The sequence below is a fragment of the Staphylococcus caprae genome (assembly GCF_002902725.1).
Classification (GTDB): domain Bacteria; phylum Bacillota; class Bacilli; order Staphylococcales; family Staphylococcaceae; genus Staphylococcus; species Staphylococcus caprae.
In genome coordinates this window covers 156,331-177,151 of record NZ_PPRT01000028.1, presented here as the reverse complement: position 1 = coordinate 177,151, position 20,821 = coordinate 156,331, and the positions used below count along the sequence as shown (strand labels likewise).

Annotated in this window: 21 protein-coding genes; 20 read left to right on the top strand and 1 reads right to left on the bottom strand. The window is 32.6% G+C overall.

Going from position 1 to position 20,821, the window contains the following annotated elements:
* The first annotated feature begins 27 nt into the window (after positions 1-27).
* On the top strand, positions 28-783 hold the full coding sequence (gene recO / locus CD155_RS06180) for a DNA repair protein RecO (RefSeq protein WP_172605867.1): 756 nt from the start codon (positions 28-30) through the stop codon (positions 781-783).
* A gap of 133 nt (positions 784-916) precedes the next feature.
* Here recO and CD155_RS06175 read toward each other — a convergent pair whose 3' ends face one another.
* A complete protein-coding gene (locus CD155_RS06175) occupies positions 917-2,308 on the bottom strand; it encodes a glycine--tRNA ligase (protein ID WP_002443132.1) in 1,392 nt (463 codons plus the stop codon).
* Between the two features lie 340 nt (positions 2,309-2,648).
* Here CD155_RS06175 and ccpN point away from each other — a divergent pair, with 340 nt between their 5' ends.
* The 19 genes from ccpN (at position 2,649) to CD155_RS06080 (ending at position 20,820) form a co-directional block, all read left to right on the top strand.
* The gene (gene ccpN, locus CD155_RS06170; protein WP_080981459.1) at positions 2,649-3,272 is read left to right on the top strand and encodes a transcriptional regulator CcpN; all 624 of its coding nucleotides are present in this window, start codon (positions 2,649-2,651) and stop codon (positions 3,270-3,272) included.
* A gap of 11 nt (positions 3,273-3,283) precedes the next feature.
* Positions 3,284-4,102: a pyruvate, water dikinase regulatory protein gene (locus CD155_RS06165; protein WP_002443128.1), complete on the top strand. Its 819-nt coding sequence runs from the start codon at positions 3,284-3,286 to the stop codon at positions 4,100-4,102.
* Between the two features lie 60 nt (positions 4,103-4,162).
* A complete protein-coding gene (dnaG, locus tag CD155_RS06160) occupies positions 4,163-5,959 on the top strand; it encodes a DNA primase (protein ID WP_103212819.1) in 1,797 nt (598 codons plus the stop codon).
* Positions 5,960-6,253: 294 nt separating this feature from the next.
* Complete coding sequence (gene rpoD, locus CD155_RS06155; protein WP_002443124.1) at positions 6,254-7,360, top strand: RNA polymerase sigma factor RpoD; 1,107 nt, start codon at positions 6,254-6,256, stop codon at positions 7,358-7,360.
* Positions 7,361-7,517: 157 nt separating this feature from the next.
* Positions 7,518-8,210: a tRNA (adenine(22)-N(1))-methyltransferase gene (locus CD155_RS06150; RefSeq protein ID WP_103212818.1), complete on the top strand. Its 693-nt coding sequence runs from the start codon at positions 7,518-7,520 to the stop codon at positions 8,208-8,210.
* Positions 8,197-9,297, top strand: a complete 1,101-nt coding sequence (locus tag CD155_RS06145; protein WP_103212817.1) for a Nif3-like dinuclear metal center hexameric protein — start codon at positions 8,197-8,199, stop codon at positions 9,295-9,297. The genes CD155_RS06150 and CD155_RS06145 overlap by 14 nt, the downstream gene beginning before the upstream one ends.
* A 35-nt stretch (positions 9,298-9,332) precedes the next feature.
* Positions 9,333-10,676, top strand: a complete 1,344-nt coding sequence (locus tag CD155_RS06140) for a DEAD/DEAH box helicase (RefSeq protein WP_103212816.1) — start codon at positions 9,333-9,335, stop codon at positions 10,674-10,676.
* A 9-nt stretch (positions 10,677-10,685) separates the two neighbouring features.
* A complete protein-coding gene (locus tag CD155_RS06135) occupies positions 10,686-11,576 on the top strand; it encodes a deoxyribonuclease IV (RefSeq protein WP_070831099.1) in 891 nt (296 codons plus the stop codon).
* Between the two features lie 139 nt (positions 11,577-11,715).
* Positions 11,716-12,522, top strand: coding sequence for a metal ABC transporter ATP-binding protein (locus CD155_RS06130; RefSeq protein WP_103212815.1), 807 nt, complete (start codon positions 11,716-11,718; stop codon positions 12,520-12,522).
* A gap of 25 nt (positions 12,523-12,547) precedes the next feature.
* Positions 12,548-13,411, top strand: coding sequence for a metal ABC transporter permease (locus tag CD155_RS06125; RefSeq protein ID WP_002443110.1), 864 nt, complete (start codon positions 12,548-12,550; stop codon positions 13,409-13,411).
* Entirely contained in the window at positions 13,398-13,814 is a 417-nt protein-coding gene (locus CD155_RS06120) for a Fur family transcriptional regulator (RefSeq protein ID WP_002443108.1), read from the top strand. The genes CD155_RS06125 and CD155_RS06120 overlap by 14 nt, the downstream gene beginning before the upstream one ends.
* 261 nt (positions 13,815-14,075) lie before the next feature.
* Positions 14,076-14,675: a superoxide dismutase gene (locus tag CD155_RS06115; protein WP_002433778.1), complete on the top strand. Its 600-nt coding sequence runs from the start codon at positions 14,076-14,078 to the stop codon at positions 14,673-14,675.
* Between the two features lie 120 nt (positions 14,676-14,795).
* Positions 14,796-16,940, top strand: coding sequence for a peptidoglycan D,D-transpeptidase FtsI family protein (locus CD155_RS06110; RefSeq protein WP_103212814.1), 2,145 nt, complete (start codon positions 14,796-14,798; stop codon positions 16,938-16,940).
* Between the two features lie 95 nt (positions 16,941-17,035).
* Entirely contained in the window at positions 17,036-17,185 is a 150-nt protein-coding gene (gene rpmG / locus CD155_RS06105) for a 50S ribosomal protein L33 (RefSeq protein ID WP_002433802.1), read from the top strand.
* A gap of 129 nt (positions 17,186-17,314) precedes the next feature.
* Complete coding sequence (locus tag CD155_RS06100) at positions 17,315-17,866, top strand: 5-formyltetrahydrofolate cyclo-ligase (protein ID WP_070872166.1); 552 nt, start codon at positions 17,315-17,317, stop codon at positions 17,864-17,866.
* Positions 17,867-19,330, top strand: coding sequence for a rhomboid family protein (locus CD155_RS06095; protein WP_103212813.1), 1,464 nt, complete (start codon positions 17,867-17,869; stop codon positions 19,328-19,330). It abuts the gene before it with no gap.
* Positions 19,311-19,514, top strand: a complete 204-nt coding sequence (locus tag CD155_RS06090; RefSeq protein ID WP_002443096.1) for a YqgQ family protein — start codon at positions 19,311-19,313, stop codon at positions 19,512-19,514. The genes CD155_RS06095 and CD155_RS06090 overlap by 20 nt, the downstream gene beginning before the upstream one ends.
* Positions 19,511-20,497, top strand: coding sequence for an ROK family glucokinase (locus tag CD155_RS06085; RefSeq protein WP_103212812.1), 987 nt, complete (start codon positions 19,511-19,513; stop codon positions 20,495-20,497). Before CD155_RS06090 ends, CD155_RS06085 begins: the two co-directional genes overlap by 4 nt.
* On the top strand, positions 20,497-20,820 hold the full coding sequence (locus CD155_RS06080) for an MTH1187 family thiamine-binding protein (protein WP_002443093.1): 324 nt from the start codon (positions 20,497-20,499) through the stop codon (positions 20,818-20,820). Before CD155_RS06085 ends, CD155_RS06080 begins: the two co-directional genes overlap by 1 nt.
* Position 20,821 lies beyond the last annotated feature (1 nt).

Genomic DNA, 20,821 nt, shown 5'->3' with positions numbered 1-20,821 from the left:
TAGAGAGTCGGTGAATGTATCATGTTAATGAAACAAAAGGGCATCATTATTAAATCGGTTGATTATGGTGAGTCTGATAAAATCATTACAATTTTAAATGAGTATGGTGCGAAAATACCTTTAATGGCTCGACGTGCGAAAAAAGTTAAATCTGGTTTACAAGCTCATACACAAATGTTTGTGTATGGCTTATTTATTTATAATAAATGGCGTGGCATGGGAACTTTAAATTCTGTCGATGTCATTAACCAGCACTATGAATTACAATTAGATTTGTATGAAAGTAGTTATGCTTCTTTATGTGCAGAAACAATTGAAAGATCAATGGAAGAAAATGAGGTATCTAAATATAATTACGAGCTTCTTCATTTTGTACTTACGAAAATAAGCGAAGGCACGTCAGCTCAATTGATGTCTATCGTCGTTCTATTGAAATGTATGGCAAAATTTGGTTTTACTGCCTCTTTTAATCGTTGCGTCATAACAGGTAATGATGACCAATCCAAATTAATGGGCTATAGTTTCAAATTTGATGGAGCTATTTCTCAAGAAGTAGCATATCAAGACCCACACGCCTTGAAATTAACAAATCGCTCGCTTTATCTATTAGATATACTGCAAAAATTACCTATCAATAAGATGAATTCTCTGAGTATTCATCAAGAAATTTTAGACGAAATGTCAGAACTCATTATTATGCTTTACAGAGAATATGCCGGCATATTTTTTAAAAGCCAGAAGTTAATTAACCAACTTAAAAGACTAGAAAATGATCCACACTAAACCGTTTTACTTATAAAAGCGGCACAGTGTGGATTTTTCATGCATAAAAAACTCTCTTATCTGCAACACAAAAGATGTGCTCGATAAGAGAGTAAATGCAAATAATGATTTATCTTTCAAATATTATTTAATACTAAAATTTAATTTTTTCAGCTAAGAATGTTTCTAATTCTGAAATTGGCATACGTACTTGTTCCATTGAATCTCTATCACGTACAGTGACTTGATTATCTTCTAGTGAATCGAAATCAAATGTAATACAATATGGCGTACCAATTTCATCTTGACGACGATAACGTTTACCAATTGATTGTGATTCATCGAAGTCAATAGAGAAGTTTTGACTCAATTGTTCGAATATTTTAATTGCTTCACTAGATAATTTCTTACTTAAAGGTAATACTGCAGCTTTATATGGTGCTAAAGCAGGGTGGAAGTGCATAACCGTACGTGCATCTTTACTTCCTTCAACACCTTCTTCTTCATATGCATCACATAAGAAGGCTAATGTTACACGATCCGCACCTAATGAAGGCTCGATACAATATGGAACATATTTCTCGTTTGTTTCTGGATCATGATATTTGAAGTCTTCGCCTGAATGTTCACTATGTTTTTGTAAGTCAAAGTCCGTACGACTTGCGATACCCCATAGTTCTCCCCAACCAAATGGGAATCTGTATTCAATATCAGTTGTCGCATTAGAGTAGTGAGATAATTCATCTTCATCATGGTCTCTTAAACGCATATTTTCTTCATTAATATTTAAATCTTTTAACCATTGACTTGCAAATGTTTTCCAGAAGTTTTGCCATTCAATTTCTTCACCAGGTTTACAGAAGAATTCAAGTTCCATTTGTTCGAATTCTCTTGTTCTGAAAATGAAGTTACCAGGTGTAATCTCATTACGGAATGATTTACCAATTTGGCCAATACCAAAAGGCAATTTCTTACGCATTGAACGTTGAACATTTTTATAGTTAACGAAGATACCTTGAGCTGTTTCAGGACGTAAGAATAATTCATTTGTAGAATCTTCAGTTACACCTTGGAATGTTTTGAACATCAAGTTGAATTGACGAATATCTGTCCAATTCGCTGTACCACTTACAGGACAAACAATTCCTTCATCATCAATGATTTTCTTCATTTCATCAAAACTTAATCCATCAGCAATGAAATTTTCGTCGCCTTTTTCTTTTTGCATGTAATCTTCAATTAATTTATCTGCACGATAACGAATTTTACTGTCTTTATTATCAATCATCGGATCATTAAAGTTACCTAAGTGACCTGATGCCTCCCAAGTTTTAGGATTCATTAAGATAGCAGCGTCAATACCCACATTATAAGGTGATTGAGTAATAAATTTTTGCCACCATGCTTTTTTAATATTGTTTTTAAGTTCCACACCTAGAGGACCGTAATCCCAAGTATTTGATAAACCACCATAGATGTCACTTCCTGGGAAGACAAAACCTCTATGTTTCGCTAGTTGAACAATTGTTTCCATATCTTTTACCATAAAAACTCTCCTTACACATAAAAACGCCCCAAGACAATATACATATCAAATATGTCATATTATCTTGGGACGAGTTTAAAAGTATTTTTAGTCATTTGTACATGAAATACAAATGTTTACTTACATTTAACCCGCGGTTCCACCCAAATTAGTGTAGACACTCGCTTTTATTTCATTCATTTAGTCATGCGCCAATTTATCAATGTTAAGCTCACACCATCCTTAACTCGCTTCAACATTATTCTAATTGAAAGATTTTTTAATAGCAAGTATTTCTATGTATTTGTAGCAATTTATAATAAAAGTTATAATAAGAAGTATTCAAGAGGGGTGAGGACCTATAGAACTTAGTAAAAGACAGGAACAAATTATTGATATCGTCAAAACCAAAGGACCTATCACGGGTGAACAGATTGCTGAAAAGCTCAATCTCACTCGCGCTACTTTACGTCCTGACTTAGCAATACTGACAATGTCAGGCTTTATTGAAGCAAGACCTAGAGTCGGTTATTACTATTCGGGCAAATCTAAAAATAAAATTATTAATGAACAACTAAGACAATACGTGGTTAAAGATTATATGTCTCAACCTGTAATTTTGAAAGAGGAAATGTCTGTTTATGATGCAATTTGTACAATCTTTTTAGAAGATGCAGGTACATTATTTATCACAAATAAAGACAATGATTTCATTGGCGTTTGTTCAAGAAAGGACTTACTCAGGGCATCCATGATTGGCGAAGATATACATACAATGCCGATAAGCGTAAATATGACTCGAATGCCTCATATTACATTTCTTGAAGAAAGCGAGCTCGTCATTTATGCTGCCAATCAAATGATTGAAAAAGAAATCGACGCACTCCCCATTGTTAGAAAAAAAGACAATGACAAATATGAAGTCACTGGTCGAATTTCTAAAACAACGATAACTAAATTATTCGTATCATTATTTAAAGAATAGGTGGTAAATACATGGATAATATAAAGATAATTGTAGCCTCAGATTCGATAGGAGAAACAGCAGAATTAGTTGCTAGAGCAGGTGTTTCCCAGTTTAATCCTAAACAATGTAAACACGAATTCCTTCGCTATCCTTACATTGAATCTTTTGAGAATGTTGATGAAGTGATTCAAGTTGCGCGTGATACAGGCGCTATCATTGTTTACACACTAGTTAAACCAGAAATAAAGAAATATATGCTTGCCAAAGTAGAAGAATTTTCTTTGAAATCAGTTGATATCATGGGACCATTAATGGATTTATTATCAGAGTCAATTGATGAAACGCCTTATTACGAACCAGGTATCGTACATCGACTAGATGACGCTTACTTTAAGAAGATTGACGCAATTGAATTTGCAGTTAAATATGATGACGGTAAAGACCCTAAAGGTTTACCTAAGGCAGATATTGTACTGTTAGGTATTTCAAGAACTTCTAAAACACCGCTATCTCAATATTTGGCACATAAAAGTTATAAAGTGATGAACATTCCAATTGTTCCTGAAGTCACACCTCCAGATGCGTTATTTGAAATAGATACATCTAAATGTATTGCTTTAAAAATTAGTGAAGAAAAGCTTAACCGTATCCGTAAAGAAAGATTAAAACAACTAGGTTTAGGAGATACTGCTAGATATGCGACAGAAGCACGTATTCAAGAAGAATTAGATTACTTTGATGAACTCGTTTCTAAAGTAGGTTGCCCTGTGATTGATGTCACAGATAAAGCTATTGAAGAAACAGCAAATGATATTATATATTTAATTGAAGAAAGTAAATCGAAATGATTTCATTTTCCTAGTAAAAAAGATATAATGATATGACTAATATTTAATAGGTGATTCCCTTTGCGTATAGATCAATCGGTCATTAATGAAATTAAAGATAAGACAGACATTTTAGATTTAGTAAGTGAATATGTAAAACTTGAAAAAAGAGGGCGCAATTACATTGGTTTGTGTCCTTTTCATGATGAAAAGACACCTTCTTTCACAGTTTCTGAGGATAAACAAATATGTCATTGCTTCGGTTGTAAAAAGGGTGGCAATGTTTTCCAATTTACGCAAGAAATTAAAGATATACCATTTGTAGAAGCAGTTAAAGAGTTGGGTGAACGTGTCAATATACAAGTTGATATTGGCAACACACAACAGAATCAAGAATCTCAAATGGCCTCAGATGATCTGAAAATGATTGAGATGCATGAGCTTATTCAAGAATATTATCATTATGCTCTAATGAAGACTGTAGAAGGCGAAGAAGCATTAAATTATTTAAGAGAACGTGGGTTTACTGATGAATTAATTAAAGAAAGAGAGATTGGGTTCGCTCCAGATAACTCACACTTTTGTCATGACTTTCTAGAGAAAAAGGGTTATGATATAGAACTTGCTTATGAAGCTGGTTTGTTATCTCGTAACGAAGAGAATTTCAGTTATTATGATAGATTCAGAAATAGAATCATGTTCCCTTTAAAAAATGCCCAAGGACGAATTGTTGGTTATTCAGGAAGAACATATACTGGACAAGAACCTAAATATTTAAATAGTCCAGAAACGCCTATCTTTCAAAAACGAAGACTCTTATATAATTTAGATAAAGCCCGTAAATCAATACGAAAAAATGATGAAATTATTCTACTCGAAGGATTTATGGATGTTATTAAGTCAGATTATGCCGGTTTAAAACAAGTTGTAGCTAGCATGGGGACACAATTGTCTCAAGAACATGTCACATTTCTTAAGAAATTAACACATAATATCACATTAATGTTTGATGGAGATTTCGCCGGTAAAGAGGCTACTTTGAAAACTGGACAAACGCTTTTACAACAAGGTTTAAATGTGTATGTCGTTCAATTACCTTCTGGAATGGATCCAGATGAATATATTGGAAAATATGGTAATGACTCATTTTTAAATTTTGTTCAAAAAGATAAAAAATCATTCGTTTTATTTAAAGTTCAAACACATCAAGATGAAATCAATAATAATGACTTAGCTTACGAAAGATATTTTAAAGAAACGACGAATGACATTTCACTTGTCCAATCAACAATACTTCGAAATAAACTCATACACGATGTGGCTGACATTTTCAAAATAAATCCAGAAACCATTCAACATGAAGTAGGCGTAAATGCAACACCACAAGCACCACCAGCGGATTACGGTACTTATGGTTCTTCATCACAGGCACATACTCAATTATTTAATCGTTTATCGAAGCATGAGAAAGCAGAAAGGGCACTGCTTAAACATTTTATGAAAGATAAAGATACATTCTTAAATTACTATCAAAAGATTAGTAGTGATGACTTTACAAATAAATATTTTAAGAGTATATTTAATATTTTGCATGACTATTTTTCAGAACAAGATTATTATAGTATAAGTGACGTAATGCAATATATTGAATCTAATGATTTAAGAGAGGCTTTCATTGAACTAGAACAATATAATCTTAATGATGAACCTTATGAAAATGAAATAGAGGACTACATTCACATTATTAATAGCAATAGTGGTGAAGAGTCAATTGAAGCATTGAATCATAAATTAAGAGAAGCATCTCGTATAGGTGATGTAGAATTGCAAAAATACTATTTACAACTTATCGTAAATAAGAATAAAGGTAGAATGTAAATATAGTGAAATTGAAAAGCGTAATAATATAAAAGCGATACAATAATGAAAACATTCACACATTCTAAACAATGGTTACTAATAAGGTTGAGTGGGTAGTAAAACTATGTCACAATTTTTAAATGTATGATTGATTTTTAATTAAAATCTTGATGAAGTGCCTATATAAAATATTAAAATGGCTTAATTGAAAGTGATTAATTCAATATTTACAATATACAAATCATATTTAATTGATATAATATATAGTTATTGAAAGATTATCAGTATTTATTAAAATCGGGAGGCCTTTTCATGTCTGATAACCAAGTGAAAATTAAAAAACAAACAATTGATCCGACTTTAACATTAGAAGATGTTAAAAAACAATTAATTGATAAGGGTAAAAAAGAAGGTCATTTAAGCCATGAAGAAATTGCTGAAAAACTACAGAATTTCGAAATGGATTCTGATCAAATGGATGATTTCTTTGATCAACTTAATGATAATGATATTACTCTTGTTAATGAAAAAGATAGCTCCGATACAGATGAAAAATTAAACCCCAATGATTTAAGTGCCCCTCCTGGTGTCAAAATTAATGACCCAGTCCGTATGTACCTTAAAGAGATTGGTAGAGTCAATCTGTTAAGCGCTCAAGAAGAAATTGAATTAGCTAAGAAAATTGAACAAGGTGATGAAATCGCAAAATCACGATTAGCTGAAGCCAACCTACGTCTAGTTGTTAGTATTGCTAAAAGATATGTAGGTAGAGGTATGTTATTCCTAGATTTAATCCAAGAGGGTAACATGGGCTTAATTAAGGCCGTTGAAAAATTCGACTTTAGTAAAGGGTTTAAATTTTCAACATATGCAACTTGGTGGATTAGACAGGCAATTACAAGAGCGATTGCTGACCAAGCACGTACAATCCGTATTCCTGTCCATATGGTTGAAACGATTAATAAATTAATACGTGTTCAACGTCAATTATTACAAGATTTAGGTCGTGACCCTGCACCAGAAGAAATTGGTGAAGAAATGGATTTACCACCTGAAAAAGTACGTGAAATCTTAAAAATTGCGCAAGAACCAGTTTCTCTTGAAACACCTATTGGCGAAGAAGATGACAGCCACTTAGGAGATTTCATTGAAGACCAAGAAGCACAAAGTCCTTCAGACCATGCCGCATATGAATTATTAAAAGAACAACTTGAAGATGTGCTTGATACGTTAACTGATAGAGAAGAAAACGTGTTGCGTTTAAGATTTGGCTTAGACGATGGACGTACAAGAACACTTGAAGAGGTTGGTAAAGTATTTGGTGTTACACGTGAACGTATTCGTCAAATTGAAGCTAAAGCTTTAAGAAAACTAAGACATCCTAGTCGTAGCAAGAGACTTAAAGATTTCATGGATTAAAATAATAAAGTTGGGCAAGTGTCTATGAATGAATAAACATCGTTTTCTACCTCGCCCAATCGAATCATCACACTTGAAAGGGGTGGGATAATGAATTCAATTTTCAATATACTGAATTCAATCCCACTCTTTTTTAATACATATGAGGAGTTTAAACATGATTAATTTAAATCAACGATTATTGCGTGTGTGCTCATTTTTAAAGCAAGGAACACTAGCTGATATTGGTTCAGATCACGCTTATTTACCTATTTATGCAATACAAAACAAGATATGTACAAGTGCAATTGCTGGTGAGGTCATTAAAGGACCATATAAGGCTGCGGTGAATAATGTCGCTGAAAATGACTTAAATGAATCAATCGACGTCCGCTTAGGTGACGGTTTAGCCGTTATCAATCATGCTGATAACATTGATAATATAACGATTTGCGGCATGGGTGGACCTCTTATTGCTTCAATTTTAAAAGAAGGGCAAGAAAAATTAACACATCATCCAAGGCTTATCTTACAAAGCAATATCCAAACGCAAGTCTTAAGAAATGTCTTAACGTCACTGAATTATGAAATTATAGATGAGGTCATTCTTGAAGAAAAAGGGCATATTTATGAAATTGTAGTAGCAGAATTTAATCAATCTTTGAAACCACTCTCTACAAAAGAAGCAAAATTCGGCCCATATTTATTAAAGGAAAAGAATGATTATTTCTATAAAAAGTGGAATAGAGAACTCGAAGCACTCTATCATATTAAGTCACAATTGAATTCATCAACACATCATGAGAGACTTAAAGAAATTGAAAGTGAAATTAATCTCATACAAGAGGTGTTAGATAATGAAATTGAGTAAACTCATATCTATTTTAGATACACATGTGCCATTTTCCACAGCGGAATCATGGGATAATGTCGGATTACTAATCGGCGATGAAAACCAACAAGTCAATGGTATATTAACCGCCTTAGATTGTACTGAAGACGTCGTCAATCAAGCGATAGACAAAAATATAAATACCATCATTGCACATCATCCACTTATCTTCAAAGGGATTAAAAATATCGTTCAAACTGGTTACGGCAAGATTATACGCAAACTAATTCAAAACGATATTAACCTTATCGCAATGCATACAAATTTAGATGTAAATCCAAATGGCGTAAATAAGATGCTAGCAGACACGCTTGGTTTAAATAATATTAAACTAATTAACCAACAAAATACGACGTATTATAAGGTTCAAACTTTTATCCCTAAAGAAAATGTCGAAAACTTTAAAGACCAACTCAATCAACTCGGCTTAGCTAAAGAAGGAAATTACGAATACTGTTTCTTTGAAAGCGCAGGAAAGGGACAATTTAAACCTGTTGGAGAAGCCAATCCTTATCTCGGTCAACTCGATAGTATAGAATATGTAGATGAGATTAAACTCGAATTTATGATTTCTGAAAATGAAAAACAAATCACCGAACAGGCAATTATAAATTATCATCCTTATGAAACACCCGTATATGATTTTATTAAACTGCAGAAAAGAAGCAAGTATGGTTTAGGTATCATAGGTGAGCTTCCTCATACGATGACTTTAGATGAGTTTTCTAGTTACACTAAAGAGCAATTAAATATCAATAGTTTAAGATATACGGGTCATCCTGACGCAGTCATTAACAAAGTTGCTATGATAGGCGGTTCAGGAATTGGTTTTGAATATGAAGCGCAAAAATTGGGTGCTGATGTATTTGTAACTGGAGATATCAAACATCACGACGCATTAGATGCTAAAATACAAGGTGTTAATTTATTAGATATTAACCACTATAGCGAATTTGTAATGAAGCAAGGCTTAAAATCGTTGCTAGAAGACTGGCTATTTGAGTATAAAGATGAGTTACCTATCGAAGCCTCAGATATTAACACCGATCCATTCACTTATAAATAATATATTGCTTATTAGACTTTAAAGGAGGCCATATCATGGCAAAACATCCATTTGAGCATTTTAATTTAGACGAAAGTTTAATTAAAGCGGTTCAAGACCTTAATTTTGAAAAACCTACAGAAATACAAAATAGAATAATCCCTAGAATATTGAAAGGTACTAACTTGATTGGTCAATCACAAACAGGTACAGGAAAGTCACATTCTTTCTTATTACCTTTAATGCAAAAGATTGATGTAGATGTTCAAGAACCACAAGCCATTGTCGTTGCACCAACACGAGAACTCGCTCAACAATTATTTCAAACGGCTAGTCATCTGAGTCAATTCAAACAAGATGTAAGTGTTAAATTGTTTATCGGCGGTACTGATATCGAAAAAGATAAACAACGTTGTAATAGACAACCCCAATTAATTATTGGTACACCTACACGTATTAATGATCTTGCACAAGGCGGATATCTTCATGCGCACCTTGCCAGCAATTTAATTGTGGACGAAGCTGACTTAATGATTGATTTAGGTTTAATTGAAGATGTAGATTATATCGCAGCACGATTAGATGACGAGGCTCACATTGCAGTATTTAGTGCAACTATTCCTAAATCATTGCAACCATTTTTAAATAAATATTTAAGTCAACCTGAATTCGTTGAGGTTGATAGTAAGTCTCAAAATAAGAAAAACATTGAATTTTATCTTATACCTACAAAAGGTACTGCCAAAATCGATAAAACGTTAAGTCTTATCGATATGTTAAATCCGTATTTATGTATCATTTTCTGTAATAGTAGAGAAAATGCAAACGAACTTGCAAATTCTTTAAATAATGAAGGTATTAAAGTCGGTATGATTCACGGGGGCTTAACACCTAGAGAACGTAAACAACAAATGAAGCGTATTAGAAACTTAGACTTCCAATACGTGATTGCAAGTGATCTTGCTTCAAGAGGTATTGATATCGAAGGCGTGAGTCACGTGATTAACTTTGACGTACCAAATGATATTGATTTCTTTACTCATCGCGTAGGACGAACAGGAAGGGGTAATTATAAAGGAGTAGCAATTACGCTTTATAGTCCTGATGAAGAGCATAATATTTCATTAATCGAAGATAAAGGCTATCATTTTGAAAATGTAGACATTAAAAATGGCGAACTAAAACCGATTAAAGCACATGATACAAGACGAACAAGACAACGCAAAGATGACCATCTAACAAACGAAGTTAAACATAAAGTTCGAAGTAAATCCAAAAGAAAAGTTAAACCAGGTTATAAGAAAAAGTTTAAGCAAGAAGTAGAAAAAATGAAACGTCAAGAGAGAAAGCTTTATAGTAAAAGACAAAACAGACAAAAACGTAAAAATAATAAAGGATAGGTGAATGACATGTTATTAGGTTCTCATGTTTCAATGAGTGGTAAAAAGATGTTACAAGGCTCTGCAGAAGAAGCCCATAAATTCGGTGAATCTACATTTATGATATATACTGGAGCTCCTCAGAATACGAGAAGAAAAAGCATCGAAGATTTAAATATAGAAAAAGGACATGAGGCCATGAAAGAATATGGTTTATCTAATATTATTGTTCATGCACCCTATATTATTAACATCGCTAATACGACGAAACCTGAAGTATTCAACTTAGGTGTAGATTTTTTACAGAATGAAATTGAACGTACGCAAGCGATTGGTGCAAAAGATATTGTACTACATCCTGGCTCTCATGTAGGCGCTGGTGCAGACGTAGGTATTAAAAAGATTATCGAAGGCCTTAATGAAGTCTTAACACACGATAACGATGTGCGAATTGCACTTGAGACTATGGCCGGTAAAGGTTCAGAAGTAGGTCGCTCATTCGAGGAAATCGCTCAAATAATTGATGGCGTGACACATAATGATCGTTTGTCAATTTGTTTTGACACATGCCATACACATGATGCTGGTTATAATGTCAAAGAAGACTTCGATGGTGTGTTGAATGAATTTGATAAAATCATAGGCGTAGACCGTATTAAAGTTGTACATGTTAATGACAGTAAAAATGAAATAGGCGCACATAAAGACCGTCATGAAAATATTGGCTTTGGTCATATTGGCTTCGACGCTTTAAACTATGTTGTCCACCATGATGCATTTAAAGATATTCCTAAAATTTTAGAAACACCTTATGTTGGTGAAGATAAGAAAAATAAAAAACCACCTTATAAATTTGAAATCGAAATGTTAAAAGCACAACAATTTGATTCAGATCTTAAAAATAAAATTTTAAATCAATAAATAGCTTTTTCCTAATACAGGAAACACTCGACGGAGCGAGATTGAAATCATACCATTTGATAAATGATTTCAATCTCGCTTCTTTTATTTAGTCGTAAACATTACTATTTACATAACATTTGCAAAGCTGTATAGTTATATGCGAGGTGAAAACATGACGACGCCAGTTTTCGAATTACGAAATATAGATTATTATTTCGACAATAAACATGTATTAGAAAATATAAATATTAAAATTAACAAAGGAGAATTTCTTGCCATCGTTGGTCCAAATGGTGCTGGAAAGTCAACTTTACTTAAAATCATTTTAGGGCTGTTACCTTTACAAAAAGGAGAAATATTTGTTGAGGGTCATTTGTATAAAGGCAACAAATCATCTTTAAAGATTAGTTATGTTTCCCAAAAAGCAACAGCATTTAATGCAGGTTTTCCAGCAAGTGTAAAAGAAGTTGTATTAAGTGGTTTAACTAAGACAAAGAAACTTTTCCAGAAATTTAATAAAAGTGATAATAAAAAAGTGGAAGATGTATTAAAACGATTAAACATTTCTCACTTAATCAATAAAAATATTGCCGAATTATCAGGAGGCCAACAGCAACGTGTATTAATTGCTAGGGCACTGATTTCAAATCCGAGTGTATTAGTTTTAGACGAGCCAACCAATGGTATTGATGCGAAACATGTGAACAAGTTTTACGAAACATTAGATAGGCTCAAAAAAGAAGGTATCACGATTATTCTGGTGACACATGATATTGGAGTAGTTGCAGATACAGCTACGGAGGTTGCATGTCTGAACAAACATCTTCATTTTCATGGCACAACAGAAGATTTTAAATCATTAGATGAAGTAGAAATATCTAAAATCTATGGTCATCCAATTCAATTCGTTGATCATCAACATAACAGAGCGTGTTGCAATAACGATGAGGAAAAAAGCTCATGAAATTAAATATTAAGGAGTGTAACTTGTGATAGACGCGTTATTAAATTTTGATTTTATGAGGTACTCTCTGATTAGCGGCATTTTAATAGGGTTTATCGCACCTTTAATAGGTGCTTTTATAGTTGTAAGAAGGTTATCACTTATAGCTGATGCTCTCAGCCATGTCACTTTAGGGGGTATTTCATTTGGAATGTTTATACTCACAGTAATACCAGCTTTGTCTCTCATTAACCCAATGTGGTTCGGGATACTTTTTGCGGTTATTGGAGCACTTTTAATTGAAAAGTTAAGAACATCGTTTTCAAATTATCAAGAAATAGCGATTCCTATTATAATGAGTGCCGGTATTGCGCTAAGTGCGATCTTTATTTCATTAGCAGATGGTTTCAATCAAGAGATAGTGGGACTTCTATTTGGCTCTATTAGTGCTGTTAATTTAAGTGATTTAACTACAATAATCGTTATTACAATCATCGTCGTGCTATTTATTACATTATTTTATAAAGAGTTGTTCATACTATCATTTGATGAAGAATATAGTAAGGTTATTGGTATACCTAAATGGATTCAATTCTTATTTATTATTATTGTAGCTATGGTGATTTCAGCTTCAATGAGAGTTGTAGGGATATTGTTAGTAAGTGCATTGATTACACTTCCGATTGCCATCTCTATGCGTTTAACTAAAGGGTTTAAACAGCTCATTGCACTCAGTGTTGTCCTTGGTGAATCAGCAGTCATATTAGGTTTAGTTTTAGCATTTTATATGAACATTTCACCTGGTGGTGTTATTGTAGTATTATTAGTAATTATGCTGATGATAACAATGATTTACCAAAAGTTAAAAGTTAAGTTCAAAAAGGGAGCAATTTCAAATGAATACAAATGATGCGATTAAAATTTTAAAAGATAATGGACTTAAATATACAGATAAGCGTAAAGATATGTTGGATATATTTGTAGAAGAAGACAAATATCTAAATGCCAAACATATTCAACAAAAAATGGATAAAGACTATCCAGGCATTTCTTTCGATACAGTTTATCGAAACCTCCACCTATTTAAAGATTTAGGTATTATCGAAAGTACTGAATTAGAAGGTGAAATGAAATTTAGAATTGCTTGTACTAATCACCATCATCATCACTTTATTTGTGAACAATGTGGAGACACAAAGGTGATAGACTTTTGTCCAATTGAGCAAATCAAACAATTTTTACCTAACGTCGCGATACACACACATAAATTAGAAGTTTATGGTGTATGCGAAACATGTCAACGTAAAGCATAATTTCTAACCATCAGCTATTTAAGTTGATGGTTTTATTTTTAAAAGATTACATCATCAAAACATAGGCCGATAGTCTGAATTATTAATAAAAGATTAATTTTTAAGTATTTCTATGTTTAAATTTCACAGATTTGAGATATATTAAAGATGTAATAAAAATAATTGGTAGTTAGATTTGAATGTGTTGTAAGCATATTCATTGTTGCTATAAAAGCTACTTGTTATGATTATTGTACAGACAATTTAGGAGGATGATTATTTATGGCTTTTGAATTACCAAAATTACCTTATGCATATGATGCATTAGAACCACACATCGATAAACAAACTATGGAGATTCATCACGACAAACACCATAACACATATGTAACTAAATTAAACTCAGCAGTTGAAGGAACAGATTTAGAAGCTAAATCAATCGAAGAAATTGTTGCAAATTTAGATAGCGTACCTTCTGATATTCAAACAGCAGTACGTAACAATGGTGGCGGTCACTTAAACCACTCATTATTCTGGGAATTATTATCACCTAATTCTGAAGAAAAAGGTGAAGTTGTAGACAAAATCAAAGAACAATGGGGCTCTTTAGATGAATTCAAAAAAGAATTCGCTGACAAAGCAGCAGCTCGTTTCGGTTCAGGTTGGGCTTGGTTAGTAGTAAACAACGGTCAATTAGAAATCGTAACTACACCAAACCAAGATAACCCATTAACTGAAGGTAAAACACCAATCTTAGGTTTAGATGTTTGGGAACACGCTTATTACCTTAAATATCAAAACAAACGTCCAGATTATATCAGTGCATTCTGGAATGTTGTTAACTGGGAAAAAGTTGACGAATTATATAAAGCAGCAAAATAATTTTGCTACAAGATTGACGGTCTCAATTGAGAGACCGTTATTTTTTTGTCAAAATGATAGAAAAATAATCTAATATCATATATCATTTGTATGAGACACGTTGAATAGAGGTAGGTTGTTTTGCTGAAAAGATTAAAAGAAAAATCAAATGATGAAAAAACCAGAAACACCATGAACAAGAGGATTAATTTTGTATTTGGATTTATCGTATTAATCTTCGCAATTCTAGTGTTACGGTTAGGTTATTTGCAAATAGCACAAGGATCACATTACAAACAATTAATTAAGAACGATGAAAACATAACAGTTAACGAATCAGTACCAAGAGGGCGCATTTTAGATAGAAATGGTAAAGTCCTTGTTGATAATGCTTCAAAGATGTCAATTACATATACACGAAACAGAAAGACAACACAACAAGAAATGCTTGATACAGCTAAAAAATTATCTGGTCTCATTAAGATGGACACGGATAAAATTACAGAGCGCGACAAAAAAGATTTCTGGGTTCAAATCCATCCGGAACAAGCAAAACGTTTAATGAAAAAAGAGCAGTCATTATTAGAGAATGGTAGCATTACTCAAGAACAATATGACAATCAACAAAGAGATAAAATTGGTAAAAAACAATTAGATGAATTAAGTAAAAAAGATTTACAAATTCTAGCTATTTATCGTGAGATGAATGCTGGTTCTACGTTAGATCCTCAAACCATTAAAAATGATGGGGTAACTGAAAAAGAATACGCTGCTGTATCTCAACAACTTTCAAAGTTACCTGGAGTAAACACATCTATGGACTGGGATAGAAAATATCCATACGGAGATACTTTAAGAGGTATATTCGGAGGCGTTTCAACTTCTTCAGAAGGTATTCCAAAAGAATTGACAGAACAATATCTTTCTAAAGACTATTCAAGAAACGACAGAGTAGGTAAATCTTATTTAGAATATCAATATGAAGATGTTCTTAAAGGCACTAAAAAACAAATGAAATATACTACGGATAAATCTGGTAAAGTCATCAACTCTGAAGTCGTCAACCCAGGAAAAAGGGGTCATGATTTACAATTAACCATTGATATTGACTTACAGAAGAAAGTTGAATCTCTATTGGAAAAAGAAATTTCCACGTTGAGAAGTCAAGGCGCCAAAGATATGGATAATGCGCTCATAGTAGTACAAAATCCTAAAAATGGTGACATTCTTGCGATAGCTGGTAAGCAAATTGACAAGCAAGGTAAACTTAAAGACTTTGATATTGGAAACTTCACTGCACAATATGCAGTTGGTTCATCTGTCAAAGGTGGTACGCTATTAGCTGGTTATCAAAACCATGCCATTAAAGTAGGAGAAACAATGGTCGATGAACCATTACACTTCCAAGGCGGTCTAACTAAACGATCTTACTTTAACAAAGATGGTCGAGTGACAATTAATGATAAGCAAGCGCTTATGCATTCTTCTAACGTCTTTATGTTTAAGACAGCATTAAAATTAGCAGGTGACCCTTATTATTCTGGTATGCCATTACCTAATGACATTGCAACGGCAGGTCAAAAGCTACGAAAAGGACTAAATCAAGTTGGTCTCGGAGTTAAAACAGGTGTAGATTTACCAAATGAAACACCAGGTCAAATCGAACCACTAACAAATAATCCTGGTAACTACTTAGATTTATCTATCGGACAATATGATACGTATACACCATTGCAGTTGTCACAATACGTTTCAACAATTGCAAATAATGGTTATAGAATCCAACCGCACATAGGTTTAGCGATTCACGAATCAACGAATAAGGATGAATTAGGTCCTTTAAAACGTAAAATTAAAGGTAATGTTCTTAATAGAGTGAATAACTCTGAAAATGAAATCAAAGAAGTTCAAGATGGATTCAAAATGGCGTTTAATGAAAAAGATGGTACAGGATATGCCAGCTTTAGAAATACTGTCGTACCATCAGCAGGTAAAACGGGTACAGCTGAGGTATTCCAAAATGGTGAACCAAGAGTTAACTCTACTTATATTGGTTACGCACCTATTAAAGATCCAAAACTTTCATTCTCAATCGTCTATACCAATCAACCCGTCCCACCACCTTGGTTAAATGGTGGAGATTTAGGAAGAGACGTTATTAACTATTACTTTAGAGATAGAGAGAAAAAAGATAACAACGATTCCAATAAATCATCGCAAACTAAAAGCGATCAACAAAATAATGATTCAGACTCAGATAGTAATTCTGACGATGATGAGGAATAAGTTTACACGTAATATCAAAAAATTATTCTTTGCAATTACATTTGTAATTGGTATAATGATAAGGTCGTATTTAGAAAAGGTAAGGAGGAATAATCATGCGCGTAAACGTTACATTAGCTTGTACTGAATGTGGAGATAGAAACTATATCTCAACTAAAAACAAACGAAACAATCCTGAACGTATTGAAATGAAAAAATACTGTGCACGTGATAATAAACAAACTTTACACCGTGAAACTAAATAATTAATTTAGCTAACTACCCACAAAATCTTCATTTTGTGGGTAGTTTTTATATACTCGAATACATAGCAACTTAATGACATCATTATGGATAAACGTTATAATATGAATTGAACAAAGTGGGTGAAAATGTTGGGTAAAAAACATATACGTCAAGCAACAATTGAAAAACTAAAAAGTTTTAACAAAGATAAAAAAGCTGTTGCAGACCTATGGTTAGCAAATGAGTTATTTAATACGAAAGCTTATCAAGATGCTGAAAGCATAGGATTTGTTTTATCGATGCCTCATGAGGTCGATACCTATCAAATAATCGAAACGGCTATTAAACAAAATAAAAAAGTTTACGTTCCAGAAACAAATTATAAAGAGGGATTGATGACTTTTAAACGTCTATTATCTCTAAATGAAATTGAAAAAGATAATAAAGGTATTTATCATTCTATTTCAGATTCTGAACTTACTAACTATATGGATTTATTAGTAGTACCTGGTGTAGCTTTTGAAAAAAGTGGATATCGAATTGGCTATGGTGGGGGCTATTACGATAAATTTTTAAACCAATACAAAACGCAAACTGTTAGCTTGCTATATGATTTTCAACTTACTACATTTGACAAAGAATCATTCGATCAACCTGTAGATCAATTAATTATTTATGACAATGATGTAGTGGAGGAATAAATGAATATTGAGAAACTTTATTGGAAGACCTTATATTACTGGATTAGATATCTAAACTACGATGTAATAAGTCGAGATAAAGATGATGCAGAAATTTGGTTGGTACATAAACGCAAACAATCAGTAGTTATTTTTAGAAAAGATGTAAGTACGACTCAAGAAGTTAGATTTGATAAATCTAGGATTCTAGACCATCAAGATGATTTAGCGCAAAAGATTGGGTTTAAACCAAGTTCTTACAATTTTTATTACTTTACTGATAGGGAATTTTCTGAAGAAAAAATAAGCGAAAATGATCCTATAAAACTCAACTTCTTTATAATCAAAAATGAAGAAGATATAAAACAAATCACTCCAAATTTCGTCATCCATAAAATGCTTATCAATAACAATGATAAAAAGACTTATTCTCACTATAGACGAAAAGTATTAACAAATAATCTTTTAGATAAACACATGCATAGATTCACACCTGCAACTTACCTTTTGATTATTATAAATGTTGTTATCTGGCTATGTATGATTTTATATCTTAATAGATTTTCTGATGTTAAATTATTAGATGTTGGTGGACTTGTACATTTTAATGTCGTTCATGGAGAATGGTATCGTTTAATCACTTCCATGTTTTTACATTTTAATTTTGAACATATTTTAATGAATATGCTTTCTCTATTTATTTTTGGGAAAATTGTTGAATCCATTGTGGGTTCATGGAGAATGCTAATCATTTACTTTATTTCAGGATTGTTTGGTAATTTTGTATCACTTTCTTTTAACACATCAACAATTTCCGTTGGTGCTAGTGGTGCAATTTTTGGATTAATTGGGGCTATTTTTGCAATAATGTATTTAAGTAAAACCTTCGATAAAAAAGTTATCGGTCAATTACTCATTGCATTGGTTATCCTAGTTGGTCTGTCGCTTTTCATGTCTAATATCAATATTATGGCTCATTTAGGCGGCTTTATCGGTGGATTATTAATCACACTGATTGGATATTATTTTAAAAATAATCGTCAGTTGTTTTGGATATTTTTAATAATTTTATTAACTATTTTTGTTGCTTTGCAAATTAGGATATTTACGATTAAAGAAGATAATATTTATGACAAACTGATAAAAGATCAAATGTTAGCTGGCAACTATAGCGAAGCTAAAAGTGTGGTTACTCAAACTTTAAATAAAAAATATGCTGACGATGAAACATATTATTTAAGCGGACTAATCACAGCGACTGAAAGTTCACAATCAGAAGCGATATCAGAATGGGAAAGAGGTTTAAAAAGCTATCCCAATTCAGGCATACTCAATTATGAATTAGCAATAGCTAATCGCTCTCTTAGTGATAATAAGAAAGCATTAAAATATGTGAAAAAGGCAGTAAAAAGCGACCCTAGTAATACTAACTACAAAAACTTACAAAAAGAGTTGAGTGAATCTAGTGACTCGAAAGATAAATAATTTTTATGATGTTTTACAGTTACTTAAGAAATATGGTTTCATCATTTATTTTAAAGATCCTGAGGATATGCATGAAATGATGTTACAAGAAATAAAGTCTTTATATAACTATCAGTTATTATCTAAAGATGAATATCTAAAATGTATTTTGATAATTAATCAGAGAAGGAATGAACATAAATGACAAATATTATTTTAGCGGCCGACATCGGTGGTACTACTTGTAAATTGGGAATTTTCGATACACAACTAGAACAATTACATAAATGGTCAATTCATACAGATACTAGCGATCATACTGGTGAATTATTATTAAAAAACATTTATGATTCTTTTGTTCAAAAAGTACAAGAGTTTAATTTCAATTTTGAAGATGTTCAGGGTGTAGGAATTGGTGTACCTGGACCTGTTAACTTTGAAACCGGTGTTGTGAACGGTGCTGTAAATTTACATTGGCCTGGAAATGTAAATGTGAGAGAGATTTTCCAGAAATATGTAGACTGCCCTGTTTATGTGGATAATGATGCAAATGTTGCCGCTTTAGGTGAAAAGCATAAAGGTGCCGGCGAGGGTGCTGATGATGTTGTTGCAATTACTTTAGGAACTGGTCTTGGCGGTGGTATCATATCTAACGGGGAGATTGTTCACGGACATAATGGATCAGGCGCTGAAATCGGTCATATGAGAGCAGACTTCGATCAACGCTTTAAATGTAATTGTGGAAAATCAGGATGTATCGAAACAGTAGCTTCTGCAACTGGTGTTGTTAATTTAGTGAATTTCTATTATCCTAAACTTACTTTTAAATCATCAATTTTACAATTAATTAAGGATAATAATGTTACTGCTAAAGCTGTTTTTGATGCCGCTAAAGCAGGAGATCAATTCTGTATATTTATCACTGAAAAGGTAGCTAATTACATTGGTTATTTATGCAGTATTATTAGTGTTACAAGCAATCCTAAATACATTGTCTTAGGTGGTGGCATGTCTACTGCAGGACCGATTTTAATTGAAAATATCAAAACAGAATATAACAATCTAACATTTACTCCAGCTCAATTTGAAACCGAAATCGTTCAGGCAAAACTTGGAAACGACGCAGGTATTACTGGAGCTGCAGGGTTAATTAAGACTTATGTTCTAGATAAAGAAGGTGTAAAATAATGGCAATCGTAGACGTTGTAGTTATTCCAGTCGGCACAGAAGGACCAAGTGTAAGTAAATACATCGCAGAAATACAAACTAAACTGAAAGAATTTAAAGAACAAGGTAAAATTGATTATCAACTTACACCAATGAACACGCTTATAGAAGGTGACTTAAAAGATTTATTCGAAGTCATTCAAGCAATTCATGAATTACCTTTTGATAAAGGTTTAGACAGAGTATGTACGAATATACGTATCGACGACCGTCGTGATAAATCTAGAAAAATGAATGATAAACTTAAATCTGTTCAAAAACATTTAGATAATAGTGGTGAATAAA